The 20,463-nt window shown below is 73.0% G+C and carries 20 protein-coding genes; 8 read left to right on the top strand and 12 right to left on the bottom strand.

The genetic code is table 11. From position 1 onward, the window contains the following. Positions 1–4 precede the first annotated feature (4 nt). A complete protein-coding gene (locus tag JWQ92_RS05865) occupies positions 5–1,057 on the bottom strand; it encodes a sigma-E factor regulatory protein RseB domain-containing protein (protein WP_297343532.1) in 1,053 nt (350 codons plus the stop codon). A gap of 175 nt (positions 1,058–1,232) precedes the next feature. On the opposite strand from JWQ92_RS05865, the gene cysK reads away from it, so the two are divergent. From cysK to JWQ92_RS05850, 3 genes are read left to right on the top strand one after another with little or no spacing between them, the layout of a single operon-like run. Beyond that, complete coding sequence (cysK, locus tag JWQ92_RS05860; RefSeq protein WP_297343531.1) at positions 1,233–2,168, top strand: cysteine synthase A; 936 nt, start codon at positions 1,233–1,235, stop codon at positions 2,166–2,168. Then, positions 2,165–2,725, top strand: coding sequence for a serine O-acetyltransferase EpsC (gene epsC / locus JWQ92_RS05855; RefSeq protein ID WP_297343530.1), 561 nt, complete (start codon positions 2,165–2,167; stop codon positions 2,723–2,725). Before cysK ends, epsC begins: the two co-directional genes overlap by 4 nt. Then, entirely contained in the window at positions 2,722–3,276 is a 555-nt protein-coding gene (locus JWQ92_RS05850) for a YbaK/EbsC family protein (RefSeq protein WP_367276712.1), read from the top strand. The genes epsC and JWQ92_RS05850 overlap by 4 nt, the downstream gene beginning before the upstream one ends. Here JWQ92_RS05850 and JWQ92_RS05845 read toward each other — a convergent pair. From JWQ92_RS05845 to JWQ92_RS05830, 4 genes are all read right to left on the bottom strand, one after another. Continuing rightward, entirely contained in the window at positions 3,266–4,081 is an 816-nt protein-coding gene (locus JWQ92_RS05845) for a carbohydrate ABC transporter permease (RefSeq protein WP_297343544.1), read from the bottom strand. The genes JWQ92_RS05850 and JWQ92_RS05845 overlap by 11 nt on opposite strands. 80 nt (positions 4,082–4,161) lie before the next feature. After that, positions 4,162–5,346: a carbohydrate ABC transporter permease gene (locus tag JWQ92_RS05840; protein WP_297343528.1), complete on the bottom strand. Its 1,185-nt coding sequence runs from the start codon at positions 5,344–5,346 to the stop codon at positions 4,162–4,164. A gap of 32 nt (positions 5,347–5,378) precedes the next feature. Next, on the bottom strand, positions 5,379–6,647 hold the full coding sequence (locus JWQ92_RS05835) for an extracellular solute-binding protein (RefSeq protein ID WP_297343527.1): 1,269 nt from the start codon (positions 6,645–6,647) through the stop codon (positions 5,379–5,381). 13 nt (positions 6,648–6,660) lie between these two features. Then, positions 6,661–8,568 (bottom strand): glycogen debranching N-terminal domain-containing protein, encoded by a 1,908-nt coding sequence (locus JWQ92_RS05830; RefSeq protein WP_297343543.1) that lies wholly within the window; start codon positions 8,566–8,568, stop codon positions 6,661–6,663. 104 nt (positions 8,569–8,672) lie between these two features. Between JWQ92_RS05830 and JWQ92_RS05825 the strand changes: the two genes are divergently transcribed. Continuing rightward, a complete protein-coding gene (locus tag JWQ92_RS05825; RefSeq protein ID WP_297343526.1) occupies positions 8,673–9,689 on the top strand; it encodes a LacI family DNA-binding transcriptional regulator in 1,017 nt (338 codons plus the stop codon). Positions 9,690–9,696: 7 nt separating this feature from the next. Here JWQ92_RS05825 and JWQ92_RS05820 read toward each other — a convergent pair whose 3' ends face one another. Continuing rightward, complete coding sequence (locus JWQ92_RS05820; RefSeq protein ID WP_297343525.1) at positions 9,697–11,022, bottom strand: MFS transporter; 1,326 nt, start codon at positions 11,020–11,022, stop codon at positions 9,697–9,699. Between the two features lie 87 nt (positions 11,023–11,109). On the opposite strand from JWQ92_RS05820, the gene JWQ92_RS05815 reads away from it, so the two are divergent. Next, the gene (locus JWQ92_RS05815; RefSeq protein WP_297343524.1) at positions 11,110–11,976 is read left to right on the top strand and encodes a LysR family transcriptional regulator; all 867 of its coding nucleotides are present in this window, start codon (positions 11,110–11,112) and stop codon (positions 11,974–11,976) included. A 12-nt stretch (positions 11,977–11,988) separates the two neighbouring features. Here the strand turns inward: JWQ92_RS05815 and JWQ92_RS05810 are convergent, their stop codons facing one another. Genes JWQ92_RS05810 through JWQ92_RS05800 form a run of 3 tightly spaced genes read right to left on the bottom strand, consistent with a single transcriptional unit; the run spans position 11,989 to position 15,564 of the window. Continuing rightward, a complete protein-coding gene (locus JWQ92_RS05810; RefSeq protein WP_297343523.1) occupies positions 11,989–13,125 on the bottom strand; it encodes a bifunctional 2-methylcitrate synthase/citrate synthase in 1,137 nt (378 codons plus the stop codon). Positions 13,126–13,150: 25 nt separating this feature from the next. Further along, a complete protein-coding gene (prpB, locus tag JWQ92_RS05805) occupies positions 13,151–14,059 on the bottom strand; it encodes a methylisocitrate lyase (protein ID WP_297343522.1) in 909 nt (302 codons plus the stop codon). 11 nt (positions 14,060–14,070) lie between these two features. Beyond that, complete coding sequence (locus tag JWQ92_RS05800; protein WP_297343521.1) at positions 14,071–15,564, bottom strand: MmgE/PrpD family protein; 1,494 nt, start codon at positions 15,562–15,564, stop codon at positions 14,071–14,073. 99 nt (positions 15,565–15,663) lie between these two features. Between JWQ92_RS05800 and JWQ92_RS05795 the strand changes: the two genes are divergently transcribed. After that, positions 15,664–16,119, top strand: coding sequence for a hypothetical protein (locus JWQ92_RS05795; protein ID WP_297343520.1), 456 nt, complete (start codon positions 15,664–15,666; stop codon positions 16,117–16,119). A 2-nt stretch (positions 16,120–16,121) separates the two neighbouring features. Here JWQ92_RS05795 and JWQ92_RS05790 read toward each other — a convergent pair whose 3' ends face one another. The 3 genes from JWQ92_RS05790 to JWQ92_RS05780 form a co-directional block, all read right to left on the bottom strand. After that, complete coding sequence (locus JWQ92_RS05790; RefSeq protein ID WP_297343519.1) at positions 16,122–16,862, bottom strand: SDR family oxidoreductase; 741 nt, start codon at positions 16,860–16,862, stop codon at positions 16,122–16,124. A gap of 23 nt (positions 16,863–16,885) precedes the next feature. Beyond that, entirely contained in the window at positions 16,886–17,284 is a 399-nt protein-coding gene (locus JWQ92_RS05785) for a ChaB family protein (RefSeq protein ID WP_297343518.1), read from the bottom strand. 82 nt (positions 17,285–17,366) lie between these two features. Then, entirely contained in the window at positions 17,367–18,218 is an 852-nt protein-coding gene (locus JWQ92_RS05780; RefSeq protein ID WP_297343517.1) for an NAD(P)-dependent oxidoreductase, read from the bottom strand. Positions 18,219–18,278: 60 nt separating this feature from the next. On the opposite strand from JWQ92_RS05780, the gene JWQ92_RS05775 reads away from it, so the two are divergent. Both JWQ92_RS05775 and JWQ92_RS05770 read left to right on the top strand, forming a co-directional pair. Continuing rightward, positions 18,279–19,010 carry an NAD(P)H-hydrate epimerase gene (locus tag JWQ92_RS05775; protein ID WP_297343516.1) on the top strand — a complete coding sequence of 244 codons (732 nt, stop codon included), beginning with the start codon at positions 18,279–18,281 and terminating at the stop codon, positions 19,008–19,010. A 51-nt stretch (positions 19,011–19,061) separates the two neighbouring features. Continuing rightward, positions 19,062–20,405, top strand: coding sequence for an FAD-dependent oxidoreductase (locus JWQ92_RS05770; RefSeq protein WP_297343515.1), 1,344 nt, complete (start codon positions 19,062–19,064; stop codon positions 20,403–20,405). Positions 20,406–20,463 lie beyond the last annotated feature (58 nt).

The following is a 20,463-nucleotide window of genomic DNA, read 5'->3' as shown; positions in this document are numbered from 1 at the left end:
CGGTTCAGCCCTGCGCGGCGAGCGCTTCGAGCCGGCTCGCCGGGACGGCGCCCGCGAGCACCCGGCCGTCGCCGGTGCGCAGCACCGTGACGAGCGAGGTCGACAGGATCCGTCCGCCGCCCGCAGCCGGCTGCGTGAGCCGCAGGAACGTCGCGTTGCTGTCGATCGAGGCGGGCACGTCCGCCGCGGGGATCGAGACGACCGCGTCCCAGCCGGAGCCGGTCACGGTCGGCTTCGCCGGCAGCGCCTTCCCGGACGAGGGCCGGTGGGTGCCGGGCGTCAGCGTGTGGCGCTCGACGGTCGCACCGGACGGGGCGGCGAAGTCGAAGCGGGACGCCGCGGGCACGGCGTAGTCGAGCCGGGTGAAGCCGACCTCGAACGCGGGCGAGCCCGCGCCGCGGGCGAAGAGCTGCACGCGCAGCGGCAGCCCCGTCGTGCCGTCGACCGCGATCCGCACGGATCCGACCGTGGTGGCGTCGGTCCTCGGGGTGAGCACGAGCGTGTAGGCGGCGTGACCGGCGACCGTCGTGGTCGTCTCGACGGTCACGTCCGTGGAGGGCGTGATCCGGGCGATCGCCTCATCCGCCGCGGTCTGCGGGGTCATGGTCGTCGACCGCTCGGGAGCGGTCGCGCGGGCGCCGACGGTGACCTGCTCGGCCGTGTTCTTCGCGGAGTCCCAGAACCAGACGGTGTCGCCGTCGCGCACGACGTCGCGCTCGCCCATCGAGTCGAGCACCGCGACGCGGCTGCGGGTCGTGCCCGACACCGCGATCGATGCGCGGTGCGAGCCGGTGAGGAGGTCGAGCGCCGAGGCCGTCTGCGAGTCGGAGCCGGGACCGGTGCTCGGCAGCTGCGGGAGACCGAGGTCGGACGTCTGCGCGAGCTCGCCGGTGTAGCCGGGCAGCGACCTCGCGTGCGCGACGAGGGCGAGCACCTGCGCGGGCGACCGGCCGGGCAGGTCGGTGGAGGCGGTGGCGGCGAGGGGGATCGCGACCGCGCCGGCGACGACGACGGGAGCGATCACGGCGGGAAGCCAGCGGAGGGCGCGGTGGGGCATCGGTGGACCTTCTTCCTCGATCCTCGAGCGTACGCGCGGAACCGGGGCGCGGAGCGCGGGATCCGAGGGTCATACGGCTCTCGCAGGTGCGACGCCCGGCCCGCGCGGTTCCGCCTCGGCGCGCCGTCCTAGGCTGGGCGGCAGCGCACTGCTCCCCGACCCGACGAAGGCAGACATGGCTCGCATCCACTCGTCCATCACGGAGGCGTTCGGGCGGACGCCGCTCGTGCGGCTCAACCGCGTGACCGACGGCGCCGCCGCCACCGTGCTCGCGAAGCTCGAGTTCTACAACCCGTCGTCGAGCGTGAAGGACCGGCTCGGCATCGCGGTCGTCGACGCCGCCGAGCGCGCCGGAGCCCTGCAGCCGGGGGGCACCGTCGTCGAGGGCACGAGCGGCAACACCGGCATCGCGCTCGCCATGGTCGGCGCGGCCCGCGGGTACAGCGTCGTGCTGACGATGCCCGAGTCCGCGTCCGTCGAGCGGCGCAAGGTGCTCCGCGCCTTCGGGGCCGAGCTGGTGCTCACGCCCGCTGCGGAGGGGATGCGGGGCGCGGTGTCGCGCGCCGAGCAGATCGCCGCGGAGCGTCCTGGCGCCGTGCTCGCGCGCCAGTTCGAGAACGAGGCCAACCCGGCGATCCATCACGCCACGACCGGGCCCGAGATCTGGGAGGACACCGACGGCGCCGTCGACGTGTTCGTCGCGGGCGTCGGTACGGGCGGCACGATCACCGGCGCGGGCAGGTACCTGAAGGAGCAGAAGCCGGGCCTCACGGTCGTGGCGGTCGAGCCGAAGGAGTCGGCCATCCTGAACGGCGGGGCGCCCGGCCCGCACAAGATCCAGGGCATCGGCGCGAACTTCGTGCCGGACGTGCTCGACCGCACCGTCTACGACGAGGTCGTCGACGTCGACATCGCGCAGTCCGTGGCGATGGCGAGGCGCCTGGGCGTCGAGGAGGGCATCCTCGCCGGCATCTCCTCGGGAGCCACGGTGCACGCCGCCGTGGAGCTCGCGAAGCGCCCCGAGAACGCGGGCAGGACGATCGTCGTGATCGTCGCCAGCTCCGGCGAGCGCTACCTCTCGACGGTGCTCTACGAGGACCTGGACGTGTGAGCGGCCGTTCGTTCATCGGGTTCCGCGAGGACCTCGACGCGGCGAAGCACCGCGATCCCGCCGCGCGATCGCGTGTCGAGGCGGCGCTCACCTACCCGGGCCTGCACGCCGTCTGGTCCTACCGGATCGCCCATCGCGTCCACCGCTCCGGCCATCGGTTCACCGCACGGCTGCTGTCGCAGCTCACCCGGTTCCTCACGGGCGTCGAGATCCACCCGGGCGCGACGATCGGGCGACGGCTGTTCATCGATCACGGGTCGGGCGTCGTCATCGGTGAGACGGCCGAGATCGGCGACGACGTCACGCTGTACCACGGGGTGACCCTCGGCGGCACGACCTGGCGGCACGTGAAGCGCCATCCGACCGTCGGTGACCGGGTGCTGATCGGTGCGGGGGCGACCCTGCTCGGCCCGATCACCGTCGGCGCGGACAGCGTCGTCGGCGCGGGCGCGGTCGTCGTGCACGACGCACCGCCGCACTCGCTCGTGCTCGGCATGCCGGCGACGTCGCGACCACGGTCACCGGCCGACGCCTCCGAGCACAACTGGGTGATCTGATGCCGTTCGAGCTCGGTTCCATCACCGCCGGACCGGCGGGGGAGCGCCCCGACCTGCTCGCCGTGCCGGTCGCGGCGTTCCTCGCCGAGCACGGGCTCGCCGAGCGCATCGGCGTCTTCGCGATCGACCCCGCGATCTCCGAGACGGCGGCGACGCGGGAGGTCTACGGCCTCGACCCGGCGACGCTGGTGAACTGCGTCGTCGTCGCCGGCCGCCGGGAGGGTGCCGAGCGGGTCGCGGCCTGCCTCGTGCCGTCGACCAAGCGCGCCGATGTGAACGGCGTCGTGCGCAAACGGCTCGACGTGCGCAAGGCCTCGTTCCTCGCCATGGACGAGGCCGTCGGCCGCACCGGCATGGAGTACGGCGGCATCACCCCGATCGGGCTGCCGGCGGACTGGCCGATCCTCGTCGACGCGGACGTCGTGCCGCAGGCGGTCGTGCTCATCGGGTCCGGGCTCCGCGGCTCGAAGCTGCTCGTACCCGGCTCGGTGCTGGCCGGCCTGCCGGGTGCCGAGGTCGTCGAAGGATTGGGCAGACCGGCTACTCCTTGACCGCGCCGCTCGCCGTGTTCGTGATCCGCCGCTGGAAGGCGATGAAGAGGATCGCGACCGGGATCGTCATGATCGCCGCCGCGCCGAGCTGCACCGGGTAGCGCTTCGCGGAGCCGATCGCCCCGGACGACAGCGTCGCGACGCCCTTCGTCAGCGTGTACAGGTCGGGGCTGCTCGTCGAGACGATGAAGTGCGCGAGCTCGTTCCACGATCCCTGGAACGACAGGATGACGATCGTCACGAGCGCCGGCCGCGCCATCGGCAGGATCACCGACCAGAACGTTCTCAGCGTGCCGGCGCCGTCGATCCTGGCGGCCTCCTCGACGGCGACCGGGATGGACTCGAAGAAGTTCTTCATGATGAACACCCCGGCGGCGTCCGCGAACAGCGGCACGATCATGCCCGAGTAGGAGTCGAACATGCCCAGCTGGTTGATCACGAGGAACTTCGGGATGAGCAGCACGACGCCGGGCACCGCCATCACCGCGATGAAGCCGGCGTAGAGGGCGTTCCGCCCGCCGAACCGCAGCCGCGCGAGCGCGTAGCCGGCCGCGGAGTCGAACAGCGTGCGGCCGGTCGTCACCGCGACGGTGACGACCGCGGAGTTCACGAACCAGATCGGGAAGTCGGAGTTCGCGAAGAGGTAGGTGTAGGCGGCCACGCTCCAGGTCGGCGGGAGCAGGCCGAGCGGGTCGTTCGTGGCGTCCGTCTCCGTCTTGAACGACGTCGAGATGTCGATCAGGAACGGGAAGATGTAGATGACCGCGATGACGATCAGCACGACGTAGAGCAGCGCGCCGCCCAGCCGGAAAGGCCGGCGGCGCCGGCGCCCGGCGCCCGTCGTCGTGGCGGGGGCGGCCGTGCGGGCCGGCGCGGTGGTGGTGGTCACAGCGAGCCTCCTGACGAGTCCCGGTTCTGGACCGCGCCGGCGACGGCCGCGGCGGTGAGGAGGCGATCGGCCGCGGCGTACTCGCCGCTGTCGTTGCGATCGAAGCCGTTCCGGCGCATCCGGCGCCTCGAGACGCCCCGCTCCCGCAGCACCCAGCGCTGCACGAGCGTGAAGAACACGATGATCGCGAACAGGATGAACGCGATCGCCGCCGCCTGGCCCCAGTCCTGGTTCTGGAACCCGGCGACGTAGGAGAGGTAGGCGGGCGTCAAGGTGGTCTTGCCCGGATCGCCCTGGCTGCCGACGAACACCTGGTCGAAGACCTGCCACGTGCCGATGAGCCCGAGGGTCAGCACGGTGAAGAGGGTCGTGCGCAGCTGCGGCAGGGTGACGAGCCGGAACCGCTGCCAGGCCGTCGCCCCGTCGACCATCGCGGCCTCCTCGACCTCCTGGGAGAGGTTCTGCAGCGCCGCGATGAACAGCAGCATGAAGGTGCCGCTGGTCGTGAAGACGACCATCGTGATGATGATCATCATCCCGACGGAGGGCCCGGACAGCCAGTCCCACCAGGTCACCCCGAGGAACGAGCCGTTCACGAGGAAGCCGGGTCCGGTCCGCAGCCCGACCAGCGAGAGCAGGTCGTGGAGCACCCCCGACGCGTCCGCGGGCCAGTTCGGCCCGTGGAGGCCGACGGCCCCGAGCAGCTGGTTCACCGCCCCCGTCGGGTTGAACAGGAAGTACCACAGCACCGTGATCGCGACGGAGCTCGTGACGGACGGGAAGTAGAAGGCCGTGCGGAAGAACCCGCGCCCCTTCAGGATCCGGTTGTTCACGAGCACGGCGAGCAGCAGCGCGATCACGGTCTGCGTCGGCACGACGAGGATGACGAACCACAGGTTGTTGCGGAGGGCGGTGCCGAAGTCCTGCTCGGCGAGCCCGCCGCCGCCGGTGAGGGCGCCGTAGTTCTTCAACCCGACGAAGTGCACGCCGGAGGCGAACGGCGACCCCCTGCCGCCCCAGTCGCTGAAGCTCACCCAGAGGGCCATGAAGATCGGGATCACGAGGAAGACGACCAGCACGATCACCGCCGGCGCCGTGAACAGGTAGCCGGACGCGGCCTGGCCCCGCCGGATGCCCGCCATGTGCCGGCGGACCGGCACGCGGGCTGTCGCGCTCGTCATCGTGGTGCTCCTCGTGATCCCGATCGCCCGGATCAGCCGGGAACGACGGCCGACAGGTTCTTCTGCTCGGTGGCGAGCAGGGATTTGATGTCGGCGGTCTTCAAGGCGGCCATCTTCGAGTTGAGGTCGGTCACCACGTCGGCCGAGCCGACCGAGGTGGGCACGCCCTTCGCGTAGGAGGCCGCGTCGAGGAACGGCGCGAACTGCGGGAAGGCGGACTTCCAGTCGCTCGCGGCGGACTGGATGGACGGCATCACGCCGAACGCCTTCGCGAACGCCAGCTGGTCCTTCGCGGTCGTGAGCTGCTCGACGAGCTTCAGCGCCGCCGCCTGGTTCTTGCTGTCGGCGGCGATGCCCCAGCAGTTCGTGAACTGCAGCGTGCCCTTGCCGGCCGGTCCGGCGGGCAGCGGCACGACCTTGTAGTGCACCTTCGGGTAGTCGGTGGTCATCGCGCCGGCGATCCAGTTGCCCTCGATCGTCATCGCGGCCTCCTGCTTGCCGAACGCCTCGCCGCCCCATCCGGCGCCGACGTCCTTCGTGAACTTCCACCAGCCGGCCTTGAGGCCGTCCTGCACGTAGGTGAGGGCCTTCACGTTCGCGGCGGAGTCGACCGTCGACTTCGTGTTCGCATCGTTCGTCAGGTTGCCGCCCGCCTGCACCATGAAGGCGCCGAGCCGCTGGTACTCGTTGCTCGTCACGAGGCCGGCGACCTTGCCCTTGGTGAGCTTCTTCGCGACGGTGGCGAGCTGGTCCCAGGTGGTCGGGACGTCGCTGTCGGTGAGGCCGGCGGCCTTCCACATGTCGGTGTTGATCTCGAGCTGCAGGGTCGAGAAGTCCTTCGGGGCGCAGGTGAACCTGCCCTGGTAGGTGAAGTTCGTCACCAGGGACGGGTAGTAGTCGCTCTTGTTCTTCAGCTGGTCGCCGTAGGCGAGCAGGTCGCCCTGCTTCGCGTACGAGGCGAAGGTGTCGGATCCGAGGTAGAAGACGTCGGCCGGCTTCTTCGCGGCGAAGCCCTGCGAGAGCTGCTGCGGCAGGTTGCTCGCGGCCTGCACCGTCGCCTTCGTGCCGGAGGTCTGCGACCAGTCGGCGACCGCGGACTTGACCGCAGCGGTCTCGGCGTCGCCCGACGAGCCGATGAGCACGGTGAGCGCGGACTTGCTCGAGGTGAGGCCGCCGGTGCCGCCGCTCGCGGTGGAGCCCGAGGAGCCCGATCCGCTGAAGCCGGAGCCGCAGGCGGTGAGGGCGAGCACGCTCGCGGCAGCGGCGATGCCGGCCGCGATCCTGGTCGTGCGTCGTTGCATGAGGAGTTCTTCCTTACTGGTTCGTGGCGGACGCTTCGACGGCGCCCGCCGGGGCTGTGGGACGGGACGGTTCTGGGGCCAGCGCCGCATGCGCCACGACGGCGGCGGCGGCCGACCAGGCCTGCGGGCGGCAGGCCGCGGGGTAGGGGACCGGTGCGCCTGCGACGGCAGGGTCGCCGCCGTGCAGCTCCGGCATCCGGAAGCCGAAGGCCGCGGCGGCCCGCACGAGCCCTGCGGCGAGCTCGGCCGCCTCGTCGGCGTGGCCGGAGCGGAGCAGCCCGTGCACGGCGATGGCGGTGTCATGGGCCCAGACGCTGCCGCAGTGGTAGCTGAGCGGCCAGTACCCGCCGGAGTCGGCGGCGAGCGTGCGCAGCCCGTATCCGGAGTCGAGGCGCGGATCCACGAGCAGGGCGGCGACGCGGTCCTCGTCGACGCTCGCGAGCAGGCCGGTGCCGAGCAGGTGGCCGATGTTGCTCGTGAGCGAGTCGACGGCCGCGCCGTGCGCGTCGAGGGCGACCGCGGGGTGCCCGCCCTCGCCGTCGTCCACCCAGAACGCGTCCCGGAACCGGGCCTTCAGGGCCGCGGCCCACGCCGACCAGTGGGCGGCCTCGTCCTGAGCGCCGAAGGCGGTGAGCAGCACCACGGCGGCGAGCGCGGCCTCGTGGGCGTAGGCCTGCACCTCGCAGAGGGCGATCGGTCCCGTGGCGAGCCGGCCGTCGCTCCAGCGGATGCTGTCCCCGGAGTCCTTCCAGCCCTGGTTGGCGAGCCCGTGGCCGCTCTCGTCGTGGTAGGCGAGGAAGCCGCCCTCGGGCACGGCCTGCTCGAGCCAGGCGAGGGCGCGTCGAAGGTTCGGCAGCAGCTCGCGCACGGTCGCGTCGTCGAGCCCGGCGCGCCAGGCGTCGTGGAGCAGCAGGATCCAGAGCGGCGTCGCGTCGATCGTGCCGTAGTAGCGGGGCGGGAGCACCATCCCCGAGTGCAGCGGGTTCACGTCGCGGCGCAGCTCGTGCAGGATCCCGCCGGGCCGCTCGCCCGTCTCCGTGTCGGTCCGCTCACCCTGCAGGCGGGCGAGCACCTTCAGCGTGCCGGCGGCGAGGTCGAGGCCGGTCGGCAGCAGCATCCGCGCCGCCCAGATCGAGTCGCGGCCGAACAGGGTGAAGAACCACGGCGCCCCGGCTGCCAGGAACACCGCGTCGGGGGCGTCGGGCAGCGCGAGCTGCAGGCTCTCCAGGTCCGCCCTGGCGCTCTCGAGCCACCGGTCGAGATCGGGCAGGCCGCTCGCCGGCACGGGGAGCGGGATCCGGTCCTCGGGAGCCCGGACCACAGCGGCGTCGTCGTGCGCGCGGAGGGTCCAGGACGCCGTCACGGAGCCCCTCGGAGGCACGGTGGTGCGCCAGCGGAGCCGGAGCAGCGCGCCGTCGGCCTCGGCGTCGAGGCCCTGCACCGTGAGGGAGGCCCGCACGCTGCCGCCCGCCCAGGTGGCGGCCCCGTCGCGGAGGCGGACGTCGTGCCGCTCGCCCCGCCCGCCGGACTTGACCACCGGCATCGTCGCGAGGTCCGCGGCGAGCACGAGCTCGAGGTCGACCTCGACCGGGACGTCCCGGCCGGACGCGACCCGCAGCATCTCCGTCATGCCGTCCGCCGTGACCCGCCGGTCCCTGTCGAGGCGTACGCGCGGGTCGGCGCCGGCGTCGTCGAGGCCCCGCAGCAGGCCGGTCAGGCGGACGCGGTCGGCGCGCGCCCGATCGCCGCGCACGTGCTCGACGGCCGTGCCCGCGACCCGCAGGTCGAGCTGCGACAGCACCCGCACGTCCGAGACGTAGAGGCCGTCGATGCCGGAGGTGATCGAGCCGTCCGACCGTGCCCAGAGCTGCGCGGGGGCCCGGAGCACCACCTCCGCGTCGTGCAGGAACGGTTGCGTCATCGCCACGCGAGGACCGTACCCGCTGTCCTTTGATCGATCAAACAGCCAGGACGGCGATTCACAGCGTGCTCTACGATTCGGGGAGCGGCGGTGGAGGAGAGCGGATGCGGCGGCAACCCACGGTCACGGATGTGGCCTCGGCGGCCGGCGTCTCGCGGCAGACGGTGTCGAACGTGCTGAACACGCCGCAGATCGTGCGGGCCGAGACCCGGGAGCGGGTCGAGCGGGCGATCGCCTCGCTGCACTACCGGCCGCACGCCTCCGCCCGCCGCCTGCGCACCCGGCAGAGCGAGACGATCGCCGTGCGCCTCGACCCGGTCACCGACGGGATCTCCGGCTCGCTCCTCGACCGCTTCCTCCACGCCCTCGCCGAGCGGGCGGGTCGCGCGGGGTTCCGGGTGCTGCTCTACACCGCGGCCGACGAGCCGGCCGAGATCGCCCAGTTCGGGCGCCTCCTCGACGGCGCCGACGTCGACGCCTTCGTGCTCACCTCGACCCACCACGGCGACACGCGGATCGACTGGCTGATCGAGCACGACGTGCCGTTCGTGACCTTCGGACGGCCGTGGGGCGTCGCCGACATGACCGACCCCGAGCACCTCTGGGTCGACGTCGACGGCCGGCACGGCCTCACGCTCGCGACCGGGCACGTGCTCGACCGCGGCGCGCGCCGCGTCGCCTTCCTCGGCTGGCCGGCCGGGTCGGGGACCGGCGACGACCGGCGGGCCGGCTGGCGCTCGACCATGGAGGCGCGCACGGATCTGTCGCGCGCCGAGCTCGACGTCCTCGACCTCGCGGTCGAGGAGGATCCGACCGACGGGTCGATCGCCGCGCGACTCGTGGCGACGATCGACCCGGCGCCCGATGCGATCGTCTGCGCGAGCGACTCGCTCGCCCTCGGGGCGCGGCTCGCCCTCGGCGACCGCGTCCCGATCGTCGGCTACGACGACACCCCGGTCGCGCGGGCGCTCGGGCTCAGCAGCGTCGCCCAGCAACTCGACGAGGTGGCCGAGGGCGTGCTCGACCTGCTCATCGGCGCGCACCGGGGACGAGCGGGCGGTGCCGAGGGCGTCGACGACCCGCAGCACCGCCTCGTGAAGCCGCGGCTCGTCGTCCGCTGAGCGGGGCTCAGGCGGTGCGGCGCCGCTCGATCGCGAGCGGGCTGAGCGGCGTGCGCCAGTGCACCGCGAGCGTCAGCGCGCCCTGCCTCGCGATGACCAGCGCGATCCCCACCGCGGCGAGCGCGGGCACCGCGCCCGAGAGGAACATGGCGTCGCGGGGGCCGATCGCGTCGACGATCCAGCCCATCACCGGACCGCCGATGCCCTGCCCGCCGAGCAGGACGAGGATCCAGACGGCCATCACGCGGCCGCGCACCCGGGTGCTGCTCGTCGTCTGGATGAGCGGGTTCGCCGCCATGAAGAAGAACTGGTTCGCGACGCCGATGCCGATGAGCGCGACGCCGAAGGCGACCTCGGAGGGCATCAGCGCCGCGACGGCCTGGACCGCGGCCCAGATGCCGCCGCACACGATGACCGTGCGGAGGCGGATGACCGTGCGCCGGGTCGTCAGGATCGCGCCCACGAGCGCACCGCCCGCGACGAGCGAGTTGAAGAGGCCGTAGCCGGCCGCGCCCTGGTCGAAGACCTGCTTCGCGTAGGAGGCGAGCAGGACGGGCATCGTGATGGTGAACACCGCGAGGAAGCCGACGAGCACGATCGGCCAGCGGATGGCGGGCCGGGCGGCGGCGTACTGCACGCCCTCCTTCAGCTGGCCCTTGCCGCGCGGGGTGGGTGGGATCGGCGTGAGCGCTGAGCGGTCGAGCCGGGTGAGCATGACCACCGTCACGCCGCAGGCGAGCGCGTTGACCGCGAAGGCGAAGCCGCCGCCGATCGCGGCGATCAGGGCGCCGCTGACGGCCGGCCCGATGAGGCCGCCGAGCTGGAAGACGCCGGAGTTGATGGTGATCGCGTTGCGCAGGTGGGTCGGGCCGACGAGCTCGTTCACGAACACCTGCCGGGCCGGGTTGTCCACCACGGTCGCGAGCCCGATGCCGAGCGCGGTCGCCCAGACCGCCCAGACGGTCGCGGTCCCGGTGAGGGTGAGCAGTGCGAGGACCGCGGAGAGCAGCCCGGCGGCGCCCTGGGTCATCATCAGCAGCTTGCGCTTCGAGTAGCGGTCGACGATGACGCCGCCGTAGAGGCCGAGCACGAGCATGGGGCCGAACTGCATGGCCACGGTCATGCCGACGTCCGCGACGCTGCCCGTGAGCTGGAGCACCAGCCAGTCCTGCGCGACGCGCTGCATCCAGGTGGCCGTCATCGCGAGGATGTTCGCGCCGGCGAAGAGGCGGAAGTTCCGCACCGAGAGGGCGGAGAAGCTGTCGCGCCACGTGCGTCGGGAGGCCGGTTGCGGGATGGAGGAGGAGACGGAGACTTCGGGTGTTGCGCTCATGCCTCGGTCAATGGTACGCAGACGAGAGCATTACCGAAGCCAATGCAGGTAATGAATCACATCGGTGTTTCGAATAGGAGGCCTGCGGTGTACGACCCCGTCCTGCTCAGGACCTTCCTCGGCCTGGTCGACGCGGGCAGCTTCACGGGTGCCGGGCACCGGCTCGGCCTCAGCCAGCCGACGGTCAGCCAGCACATCAAGAAGCTCGAGGAGTCGGTCGGCCGCCCGCTCGTCATCCGCGACACCCGCGAGGTGCGGCTCACCGACGCGGGCGACGCACTCGCCGGGTTCGCGCGCTCGATCCTCGCGGCGCACGCGTCGGCGGAGGCCTACTTCGCCGGGCCGGCGACCCGCGGCCGGCTGCGGTTCGCGGCGGCCGACGACCTCGCCATCACGCAGCTGCCGCGCATCCTGCGGCACTTCCGGCAGCAGAACCCCCAGATCACCCTCGAGCTGACGGTCGGGCAGAGCGGTCCGCTCGTGCGGCGGCTGGCGGCGGGGCAGCTCGACCTCGTGTTCGTGAAGGAGCCGGCGGAGGCGCCGGGCGACGGGGTGCTCGTGCTGCGCGACCGGTTCGTCTGGGTCGGGCAGGACACCACGGTGGTGGAGGCGGACAAGCCCGTCCCCCTCGTCATGTACCGGGCACCGAGCCTCAGCCGCACGATGGCGATCGAGGCGCTCGAGCAGCGCGGCCGCCGCTGGCGGATCGTCTGCACGGTGCGGGACGTCGGAGCGCTGGTCGCCGCCGTGCGTGCGGGGCTCGGGGTGTCCGTCTTCCCGCACTCGCTCATCCCCGGTGACCTCACGAAGGTGACGAACCGGTTCTCCCTGCCCGACCTCGCCGAGGTCGACTTCCGGCTGCTCGCGAACCCCGCCGCCCCGCGAGAGCCGATCGCCGCGCTGACCGAGGCCATCCGCAGCCAGACCTTCGGCCCCGCGGAGCCCTCCCGCTGATCCCGGCCCGGGTCAGCGGCGGGCGGCGAGCGACGTGGCCGCGTCGGGCACGTGGCGCTCGTCCGGGCCCACGTACTCGGAGAGCGGACGGATGAGCGAGTTCGCCTCGAGCTGCTCCATCACGTGTGCCGTCCAGCCGACGACGCGGCTCGCGACGAACAGCGGCGTGAAGGTCCACGTGTCGAAGCCGAGGAGCGCGTAGGCCGGGCCGCTCGGGTAGTCGAGGTTCGGGCGGATGTTCTTCCGCGCGAGCATCGCCGCCTCGAGCCGCTCGTAGAGCTCGCCGAGGCCGTGGGCCTGGCGCTCCGCGATCAGCCAGTCGAGGGCGGTCTTCATCGTCGGCACGCGCGAATCGCCGTGCTTGTAGACGCGGTGACCGAAGCCCATGATCTTGCGCTTCTCGGCGAGCGCCGTGTCGAGCCACTCGTCGACCGCCTCGGGGCTGCCGATCTCGTCGAAGGTGCGCATGACGGCCTCGTTCGCCCCGCCGTGGAGCGCGCCCTTCAGGGCGCCGACGGCGGCGGTGACCGCGGAGTACAGGTCCGCGAGGGTCGAGGTCACGACCCGGGCGGTGAACGTGGACGCGTTGAACGAGTGCTCGAGGTACAGGATCATCGAGATCCGGAAGACGTCCGCCTCGATGTCGCCCGGCTCCTCGCCGAAGGTCATCCAGAGGAAGTTGCGGGCGTAGTCGAGGTCATCGCGCGGCGGCACCAGGTCCTCGCCGTGACGGCGGCGCTGGTCGTACGCCACGACCGCGGGCAGCACGGCGAACAGCCGCACCGACTTCGCGAGGTTCGCCTCGCGCGTCGACACCTCGGCATCCGGATCCAGGGCGCCGAGCACGCTGACGGCGGTGCGGACGACGTCCATCGGATGCGCGCTCGTCGGCAGGCCGTCGATCACGGTCTTCAGCTCCGCGGGCAGCGCCCGCTGGGTGCGCTCGTCGGCCTCGAACGCCACGAGCTCGTCGTCGGCCGGCAGCTCGCCGTGCCAGAGCAGCCACGCCACCTGCTCGACCGAGCACGAGGCGGCGAGCTCCTGCACCGGGTAGCCGCGGTACAGCAGCGAGTTGGTCTCCGGGTTCACCTTGGAGATCGCGGTCGTGTCGACGACGACACCCGCGAGCCCCTTCTTGATGTCGGCCATGTCGCTCCAGTCGTGGGGGAGGGGGTCAGCCCCGGTTGCCGGTGAGATCGAAGGTGAAGACGCCCTCGTCGAACGCGGTCGTGCCGGCGTAGTCGAGCAGATCGTAGAGCCGCGCCCTGGTCTGCATCTCGGGAACCACCCGCTCCAGCGTCCCCGCGTCCTGCAGCTCCGCGAGCCCGCGCTCGGCGGCGCCCATCGCGAGGCGCAGCAGGGAGACCGGGTGGATCACGAGGTTGACGCCGACGTCCTGCAGCGCCTGGTGCGGGAAGAGGTCGCTCCTGCCGAACTCGGTCATGTTCGCGAGGATCGGCACGTCGATCGCGGCGCGGACCGCGGCGAACTCGTCGAGCGAGGCGAGCGCCTCCGGGAAGACCGCGTCGGCGCCCGCGTCGACGAGCGCCTTCAGGCGGTCGATCGTCGCCGGCAGCGACGCGACGCCGCGGACGTCGGTGCGCGCCATGATCAGGAAGTCGGGGTCCCGCCGTGCCTGCACGGCCGCCCGGATCCGCTTCACGGCGACGTCCTCGCCGACGACCTGCTTGCCGTCGAGGTGGCCGCAGCGCTTCGGGTTGACCTGGTCCTCGAGGTGCATCCCCGCGACACCGGCGTCCTCGAGCACCTGGATGCTGCGGGCCACGTTCATCGGCTCGCCGAAGCCGGTGTCCGCGTCGACGAGCGCGGGCAGGGCCGTGACGCGGGCGATCTGCTGCGCGCGGCCCGCCACCTCGGTGAGGGTGGTGAGGCCGATGTCGGGGAGACCGAGCTCGGCCGACAGCACGGCGCCGGAGATGTAGACGCCGGGGAAGCCCATCCGCTCGATGAGCATCGCCGACAGCGGGTTGAACGCGCCGGGCAGCACCTGGAGGCGGCCGGAGGCGAGGCCCTCGCGGAGGTCGCGCCGCTTGGCCTGCGGGGTGGGCGTGGCGTGGAGCATCGGATCCTCTCCTAGAGCAGGCCGGCGGGTGCGGCCGGGAGGTCCGGCGCGGTGAAGGTGAGGCGGCCGACCTCCGCCTCGTCGAGCTCGGGCAGTCGCTCGGCGAGGGCGAGGAACGCCTCCGCCTCGTCGCCCGGCACGAGGCGGGCCGCGAGCCCGCGGAACTTGCCGACGTAGTCGGGCCGGGTGAAGGGCCGGGCGCCCGCCGGATGGGCGTCGGCGACGGCGATCTCCTCGACGAGCACCGTGCCGTCGGCCAGCTCGATCTCGGCCCGTCCGCCGAACGCCCGCCGCATCGGGTCGGGGTCGTGGTACCTCGCCGTCCAGGCCGGATCCTCGCGGGTCTCGATCCGCCGCCACAGCGCGACGGTGTCGGGCCGGTGGGCACGCGCCGGCGCGTACGAGGCCTCGTGGTCCCAGGCGCCGTCCTGGAGGGCCACGGCGACGATGTAGGGCAGCGAGTGGTCGAGCGTCTCGCGGGTCGCGTCGGGGTCGTACTTCTGCGGGTCCCCGGAGCCGGAGCCGATGACGACGTGGGTGTGGTGGCTCGTGTGCAGCACGATCCGGCGCACCCGCTCCGGGTCGGTGAGCTCGGGCCGCTCGCGGCCGAGCCGGCGGGCGAGGTCGATCCACGCCTGCGCCTGGTACTCGGCGGAGTGCTCCTTCGTGTACGAGTCGAGGATGGCCCGCTTCGGTTCACCGGGCTCGGGCAGCGGAACCCGGTAGACCGCCTCCGGGCCGTCGAGCAGCTGCGCGATCACCCCGTCCTCGCCCTCCCAGATCGGTGCGGGGCTCGTCTGGCCGCGCATCGCCCGGTCGACCGCCTCGATCGCCGCCTTGCCGGCGAACGCGGGCGCGAAGGCCTTCCAGCTCGAGATCACGCCCTTGCGCGACTGGCGCGTGGCCGTGCTCACGTGCACCGCGTGCCCGATCGCCTGCGCGACGACCGGTGAGGGCAGGTCGAGCAGGGTGCCGAGTCCCGCGGCGACCGCCGGCGCGAGATGGGCGACGTGATCGATCTTGTGCGCGTGCAGGCTCATCCCGCGGGCGAGGTCGATCTGCACCTCGTACGCGGTCGTGACGGCCCGCACGAGTGCGGCCCCGCCGAGCCCGGCGTGCTGGGCGACGGCCAGCAGCGGCGGGATGGTGTCGCCGGGATGCGCGTACTCCGCGGCGAGGAAGGTGTCGTGGAAGTCGAGCTCCCGGACGGCGGTGCCGTTCGCCCAGGCCGCCCACTCGGCCGACCAGCGTCCGGGCGCGCCCCAGACGGCCGATCCGGGGGTGCCGGGGTGCGCGAGCGCCTGGCCGCGTGCGGCGGTGACCGACGTCCGGTCGAGGGAGGCGGCGGCGACGGCCGCGTCGTCGATCAGACGGTTCACGACCATGTCGGCGACCTCCGGCTCCACCTCGACCGGATCGGCCGCGATCGCCGCGAGCCGGCCGGCCAGCTGGTCCTCGAGCGGCAGGCCGGCGGCGCCGGCGGTCCGCACCTCGTGCAGGCGCACGTCGTCTCCCTCCGTGCCCGCCCTCCGGCGGACGCGTGCAGCAACGCTACCGGGGCGTCCCAGGGCCTCCGGCCCGGGCGTTGCCGATACCGTGCCCGGGTGACCGGCTTCGACGTCGCGGTGCGCCGCATGCGGGCGCGGCGGATCCGCCGACTGCTGCTGATCATCGGCGTGCTGGTGCTCGCGCTCGTCGGGGTGGCCCTGCTGCCCCAGGGCCAGCACCGGGGCACGCTCACCGTCGCCACCGCCGAGGGCGGCGCCGGCCACGCCCCGAGGGGGGTCGTGCAGGGCGTCGTCACCGCGACGCGGAGCGGCGACCGGGCGTGCTTCGCGGTCGCCGCGGCGCAGGGACGGGTGCTGCTCGTGCTGCCGCCCGGCTGGAGCGCCGACGACCGCCTGCAGCTGCTCGACGACGCGGGGCAGACCCGGGTGCGGCCGGGCGCGACGATGGCGTTCCTCGGCTCGCCCGGCGCCGTCGGCCGGGTCCCCGGCTGCAGCGGGACGGGACGGATCTGGACGGTCACCGACGTGCGGTTGCCGTCGCGCAGCGCCTGAGGTCACCCGCGCGGCGGGACCCCCTCGCGGACGCCCCAGCCGCCGTCCGAGTCGATCGTCTGGCCGGTGATCCAGCCGGCCGCGTCGGAGACGAGGAAGGCGACGAGCTCGGTGACGTCGCCGGGCGTGCCCCAGCGGGGAGCGAGCGGCATGGCGGCCGCGACGGCCGCCCGGGTCGCGTCGTCGGGCCACCCCGTGTCGTTCGGTCCCGGGTTCACGCAGTTCACGGTCGCGCCGACCGGGGCCAGCGCGGCGGCGAGCGTCGCCGTCACGCCCTGGACCGCCGCCTTCGACACGACGTAGGGGATCTCGGTGGGCATCGGCCCCTGGTGCACCCCCGTCGTGAACAGCACCACCCGGCGCACCCCGGCGGCCGCGGCGGCCTGCACGAGCAGCACCGTGGCGCGGGCGTTCACCGCGAAGGAGGCGTCGAGCTCGGCGGCGGTGACCGTCCGGAGGTCCTGATCGCTCGACCGGGCGTGCACCGCGACGAGGGCGTCGATCCCGCCCGTCCGGCGCACGTGCTGCTCGACGAGCCGCGCCGGGACGCCGGGATCGGCGAGATCCGCCGGGAGCCACGGCATCGCGGGGGCGGCCTCCGGGTCGTCGCCCCACGGCTGCTCGCGGTCGTGCCCCGGCCATCCCGACGCGGTGACCTCCCAGCCGTCCGCCGCGAGGCGGTGGGCCGTCGTCCAGGCGATGCCGGCCCGTCTGCTGACCCCGGTGACCAGTGCGCTCGGCATGGGGTCGAGTATGGCGGGCCGTGTCAGTCGCGGGCCTTGCGCGTCTCCCTGGCGTTGGCCTTCTGGACCGCGTCCACGAGCTCGTCCTTGGTCATGCTCGAGCGGCCGGACACGTCGAGCTGCTTCGCGAGCTCCATCAGGTGCTCCTTCGACGCGTTCGCGTCGACGCCGCCCTTCGTGTCGTGGCGCCCGGGCCCGCCCTGCTCCGCGCCCTCGTCCGACGGGCCCTTGTGGTCCTTCGCCTCCCAGTGGTCGCCGACCTTCTCGTAGCTGTGCTTCAGCGACGCGTACGCGGTCCGGTGGGCACGCTCCCCGTCGCCGTAGGTCTTCTCGGCGGACTCGAGCGTCTCGCTGTAGATGTCCTGCGCGTGCTCGTCGGACCGCTCGATGGTCGACGGCAGGTCCCGCTCGTTCTTGGGCACGGATGCTCCCTTCCGGTGGCCTCGGACGGTAGCGCGGCCCGGATCAGGGAATCTGGGCGCAGCTCGAGAGATCGCTGAACGGTCAGCGCCCCAGTTCGTCGCGCCAGGAATGGCTGGGCTCCCAGCCCAGCAGCCGGCGCGCCGTCTCGATCGACAGCAGCGTCTCCCTGCCCTCGAGCTGCTTCGTCACCGGCACGTCGGGGAACACCTCGGCCGCGAGCTCGGCGCTCGGCCGCTCCATCACGGTGTCCGCGTTCGCGATGATCATCCGCTCGAAGCCGGGGCCGCGCACCTCGAGGGCCTTGAGCACCGCGTCGGCGGCGTCGCGCGCGTCGATGTAGCCCCACAGGTTCCACCTGCGCAGCGTCGCGTCGTCCTGCCAGGAGGGGAACGCGGCGTAGTCGCCGGGCTCCATGACGTTCGAGAAGCGCATCGCGGTGATCGACAGCTCGGGGTCCCAGCGGCAGAGCTGGATCTCCAGCTGCTCCTCGAGGTGCTTGCCGAGCGAGTAGGTGCTCTCGGGGCGGGCGTCGTACGCCTCGTCGACGGGGATGTACGGCGGATCGATGTCGAACGGGAGCCCGAGCACGGTCTCGCTCGAGGCGGTCACGATGCGCTTGATGCCGGCCCGGCGAGCGGCCTGCAGCACGTGGTACGTCGACGGGACGTTGTTGTCGAACGTGGCGACGTCCGGGACGATCCCGGGGGCGGGGACGGCCGCGAGGTGCACGATCGCGTCGACCCCCGAGTGGTGCTCCTCGAGACCGAGCACCGCGTCGAGGACCTGCCCGTAGTCGGTGAGGTCGACCGGGAAGTAGCCCGGCTCCCGCGCCGCCACCCGGTCGAAGACGAAGACCTCGTGGCCGGTCTCCTTGAGATGGGCGACGACCGCCCTGCCGAGCTTGCCGTTGCCGCCGGTGACGATGATCCGCATGAGGGACTCCCTTCCGTCATGGCCATCGTGCCGGACCGCGGCTTCGAGCACGATGGGGGGATGACCTCCCGCCACCTCACGGCCGGCTACTCGGCCGCGCAGATCCGCGAAGCCGAGCGGCCGCTGCTCGACGCGGGCGTGCCGCTGATGGCCCGGGCGGCCGCCGGCCTGGCCGCGGTCGTCCGCGAGGTGCTGTCGGCGCGGCCGTCGGGGACCGCGCGCCTGGTCGTGCTCGCCGGCAGCGGCAGCAACGGCGGCGACGCCCTCCTCGCCGCCGCAGAGCTGCTCGGCGACGGCTGCACGGCGGTCGTCGTGCCGCTCGGGGGCCGGATCCACGAGGCGGGCCTCGCGGCCGCGGTGGCCGCGGGCGCGGAGGTGCTGCACCCGGTGGACCCGGAAGCCGCGGCCCGGATCGCCGCAGGAGCCGACGTGGTGCTCGACGGGGTGCTCGGCACCGGGGCGGCGTCGAGCCCGGCGCTGCGGTCCCCGGCGCGCGAGGTCGTGGAGGGGCTCCTCCCGGTCGTCGGCGGGGACGGGCCCGTGGTCGTCGCCGTCGATCTGCCGAGCGGCGTCGGCGCCGACGACGGCGCCGCGCCCGGCCCGGTGCTCCCGGCGGCCGTCACCGTCACGTTCGGCGCGGTCAAGGCGGGGCTGCTCCTGCCGCCGGGGCGGGACCTCGCCGGCAGCGTCCACCTCGTGGACATCGGGCTCGGGCCGGGGCTCCGCGGCCATCGCCCGCTCGTCCCGTCCGGGGGACCGCCAGGAACCGTCCAGGTCGCGGTGGGAAGTTGACCGGCATCGGCGCGCCCGCCTGAACCGGCCCGCGCGCCCGGAAGGAGCCCCATGCCCCGTTCGCGATCCAAGGTCCTGGTGCTCGGAGGCGGCTACGTCGGCCTCTACGTCGCGTGGACGCTCGAGAAGCACACGGAGGTCGACCTCGACATCACCGTCGTGGAGCCTCGCGCCTACATGACGTACCAGCCGCTGCTGCCCGAGGTGGCAGGCGGCCACGTCGACCCGCGCAACGTCACGGTCGACCTGCGCCAGGCGTTCTCGCACGCGAAGCTCCTGCGGGCGTCCGTGACCGGCCTCGACTCGCAGCGGCGGGTCGTGACCGTGCGCACGATCGGCGGCGAGGAGCAGCGTCTCGACTACGACCACGTCGTGATCGGCATGGGCGCGGTGAGCCGGGTCTTCCCGACGCCCGGTCTCGCGGAGCGCGGCATCGGCTTCAAGACGATCGAGGAGGCCGTCGGCACCCGCAACACGGTCCTCGAGAACGTGGCGCGCGCCGCTGCCGCGACCGACCCGGTCGAGCGGCGCAAGTACCTCACCTTCGTCTTCGTCGGCGGCGGCTACACGGGCGTCGAGGCGCTCTCCGAGCTGTCCGACCTCTCGAAGAAGGCGATCGCGGCGCAGCCGGCGCTCCGCGGCGAGCGGCCGACGTGGGTGCTGATCGAGGCGCTGGACCGGGTCGCGCCGGAGGTCGGGCCGGAGCTGTCGGCCTGGACCCTCGAGGAGCTCAGGGGCCGCGGCATCGACATCCGCTTGAGGACCACGCTGAAGTCCTGCGAGGACGACGTCGCGCAGCTCTCGGACGGCGACTCGTTCCCGTTCGGGATGATCGTCTGGACCGCCGGCGTCAAGCCGAACCCGGCGCTGGACACCATGGACCTGCCGCGTGGACCGAAGGGCCACGTGGTCGCGAACGAGCGGCTGCAGGTGGTCCGCGAGGACGGCTCGTGGGTGCGCGGCGTGTGGGCGGCGGGCGACATCGCGCAGATCCCCGACACCACGAAGCGGCAGCAGCCGGCCTTCTACCCGCCGAACGCGCAGAACGCGCTGCGGCAGGGGGTGCTGCTCGCGCGCAACATCGTCGCCACGATCGAGGGTTCGACGGTCGAGCAGTATCGGCACGCGTCGCTCGGCACTGTCGCGAGCTACGGCGTGGGCCACGGCGCGGCGCTGATCAAGGGCGTCAAGCTCCGGGGGCTTCCCGCCTGGGCCGCCCACCGGGCGTACCACGGGCTCGTCATCCCGAGCCTCAACCGCAAGGTGCGCGTGTTCGCCGGCTGGATCACCGAGGCCATCTCGCGGCCAGAGATCACCTCGCTCGTCGCGGTGGAGCACCCGACGAGGGCGTTCCACGAAGCGTTCGGCACCACACCATCCAAGGAGAAGAAATGACTGACGCACACGGTATCCCCACGGCCGACGGCAACATCGACAGGACGGGACCGGCGCA

Source organism: Amnibacterium sp. (genome assembly GCF_025463795.1).
Classification (GTDB): Bacteria; Actinomycetota; Actinomycetes; order Actinomycetales; family Microbacteriaceae; genus Amnibacterium.
Note: the sequence above shows the minus strand (reverse complement) of the source record. Positions and strands in the feature narration are given on the sequence as shown.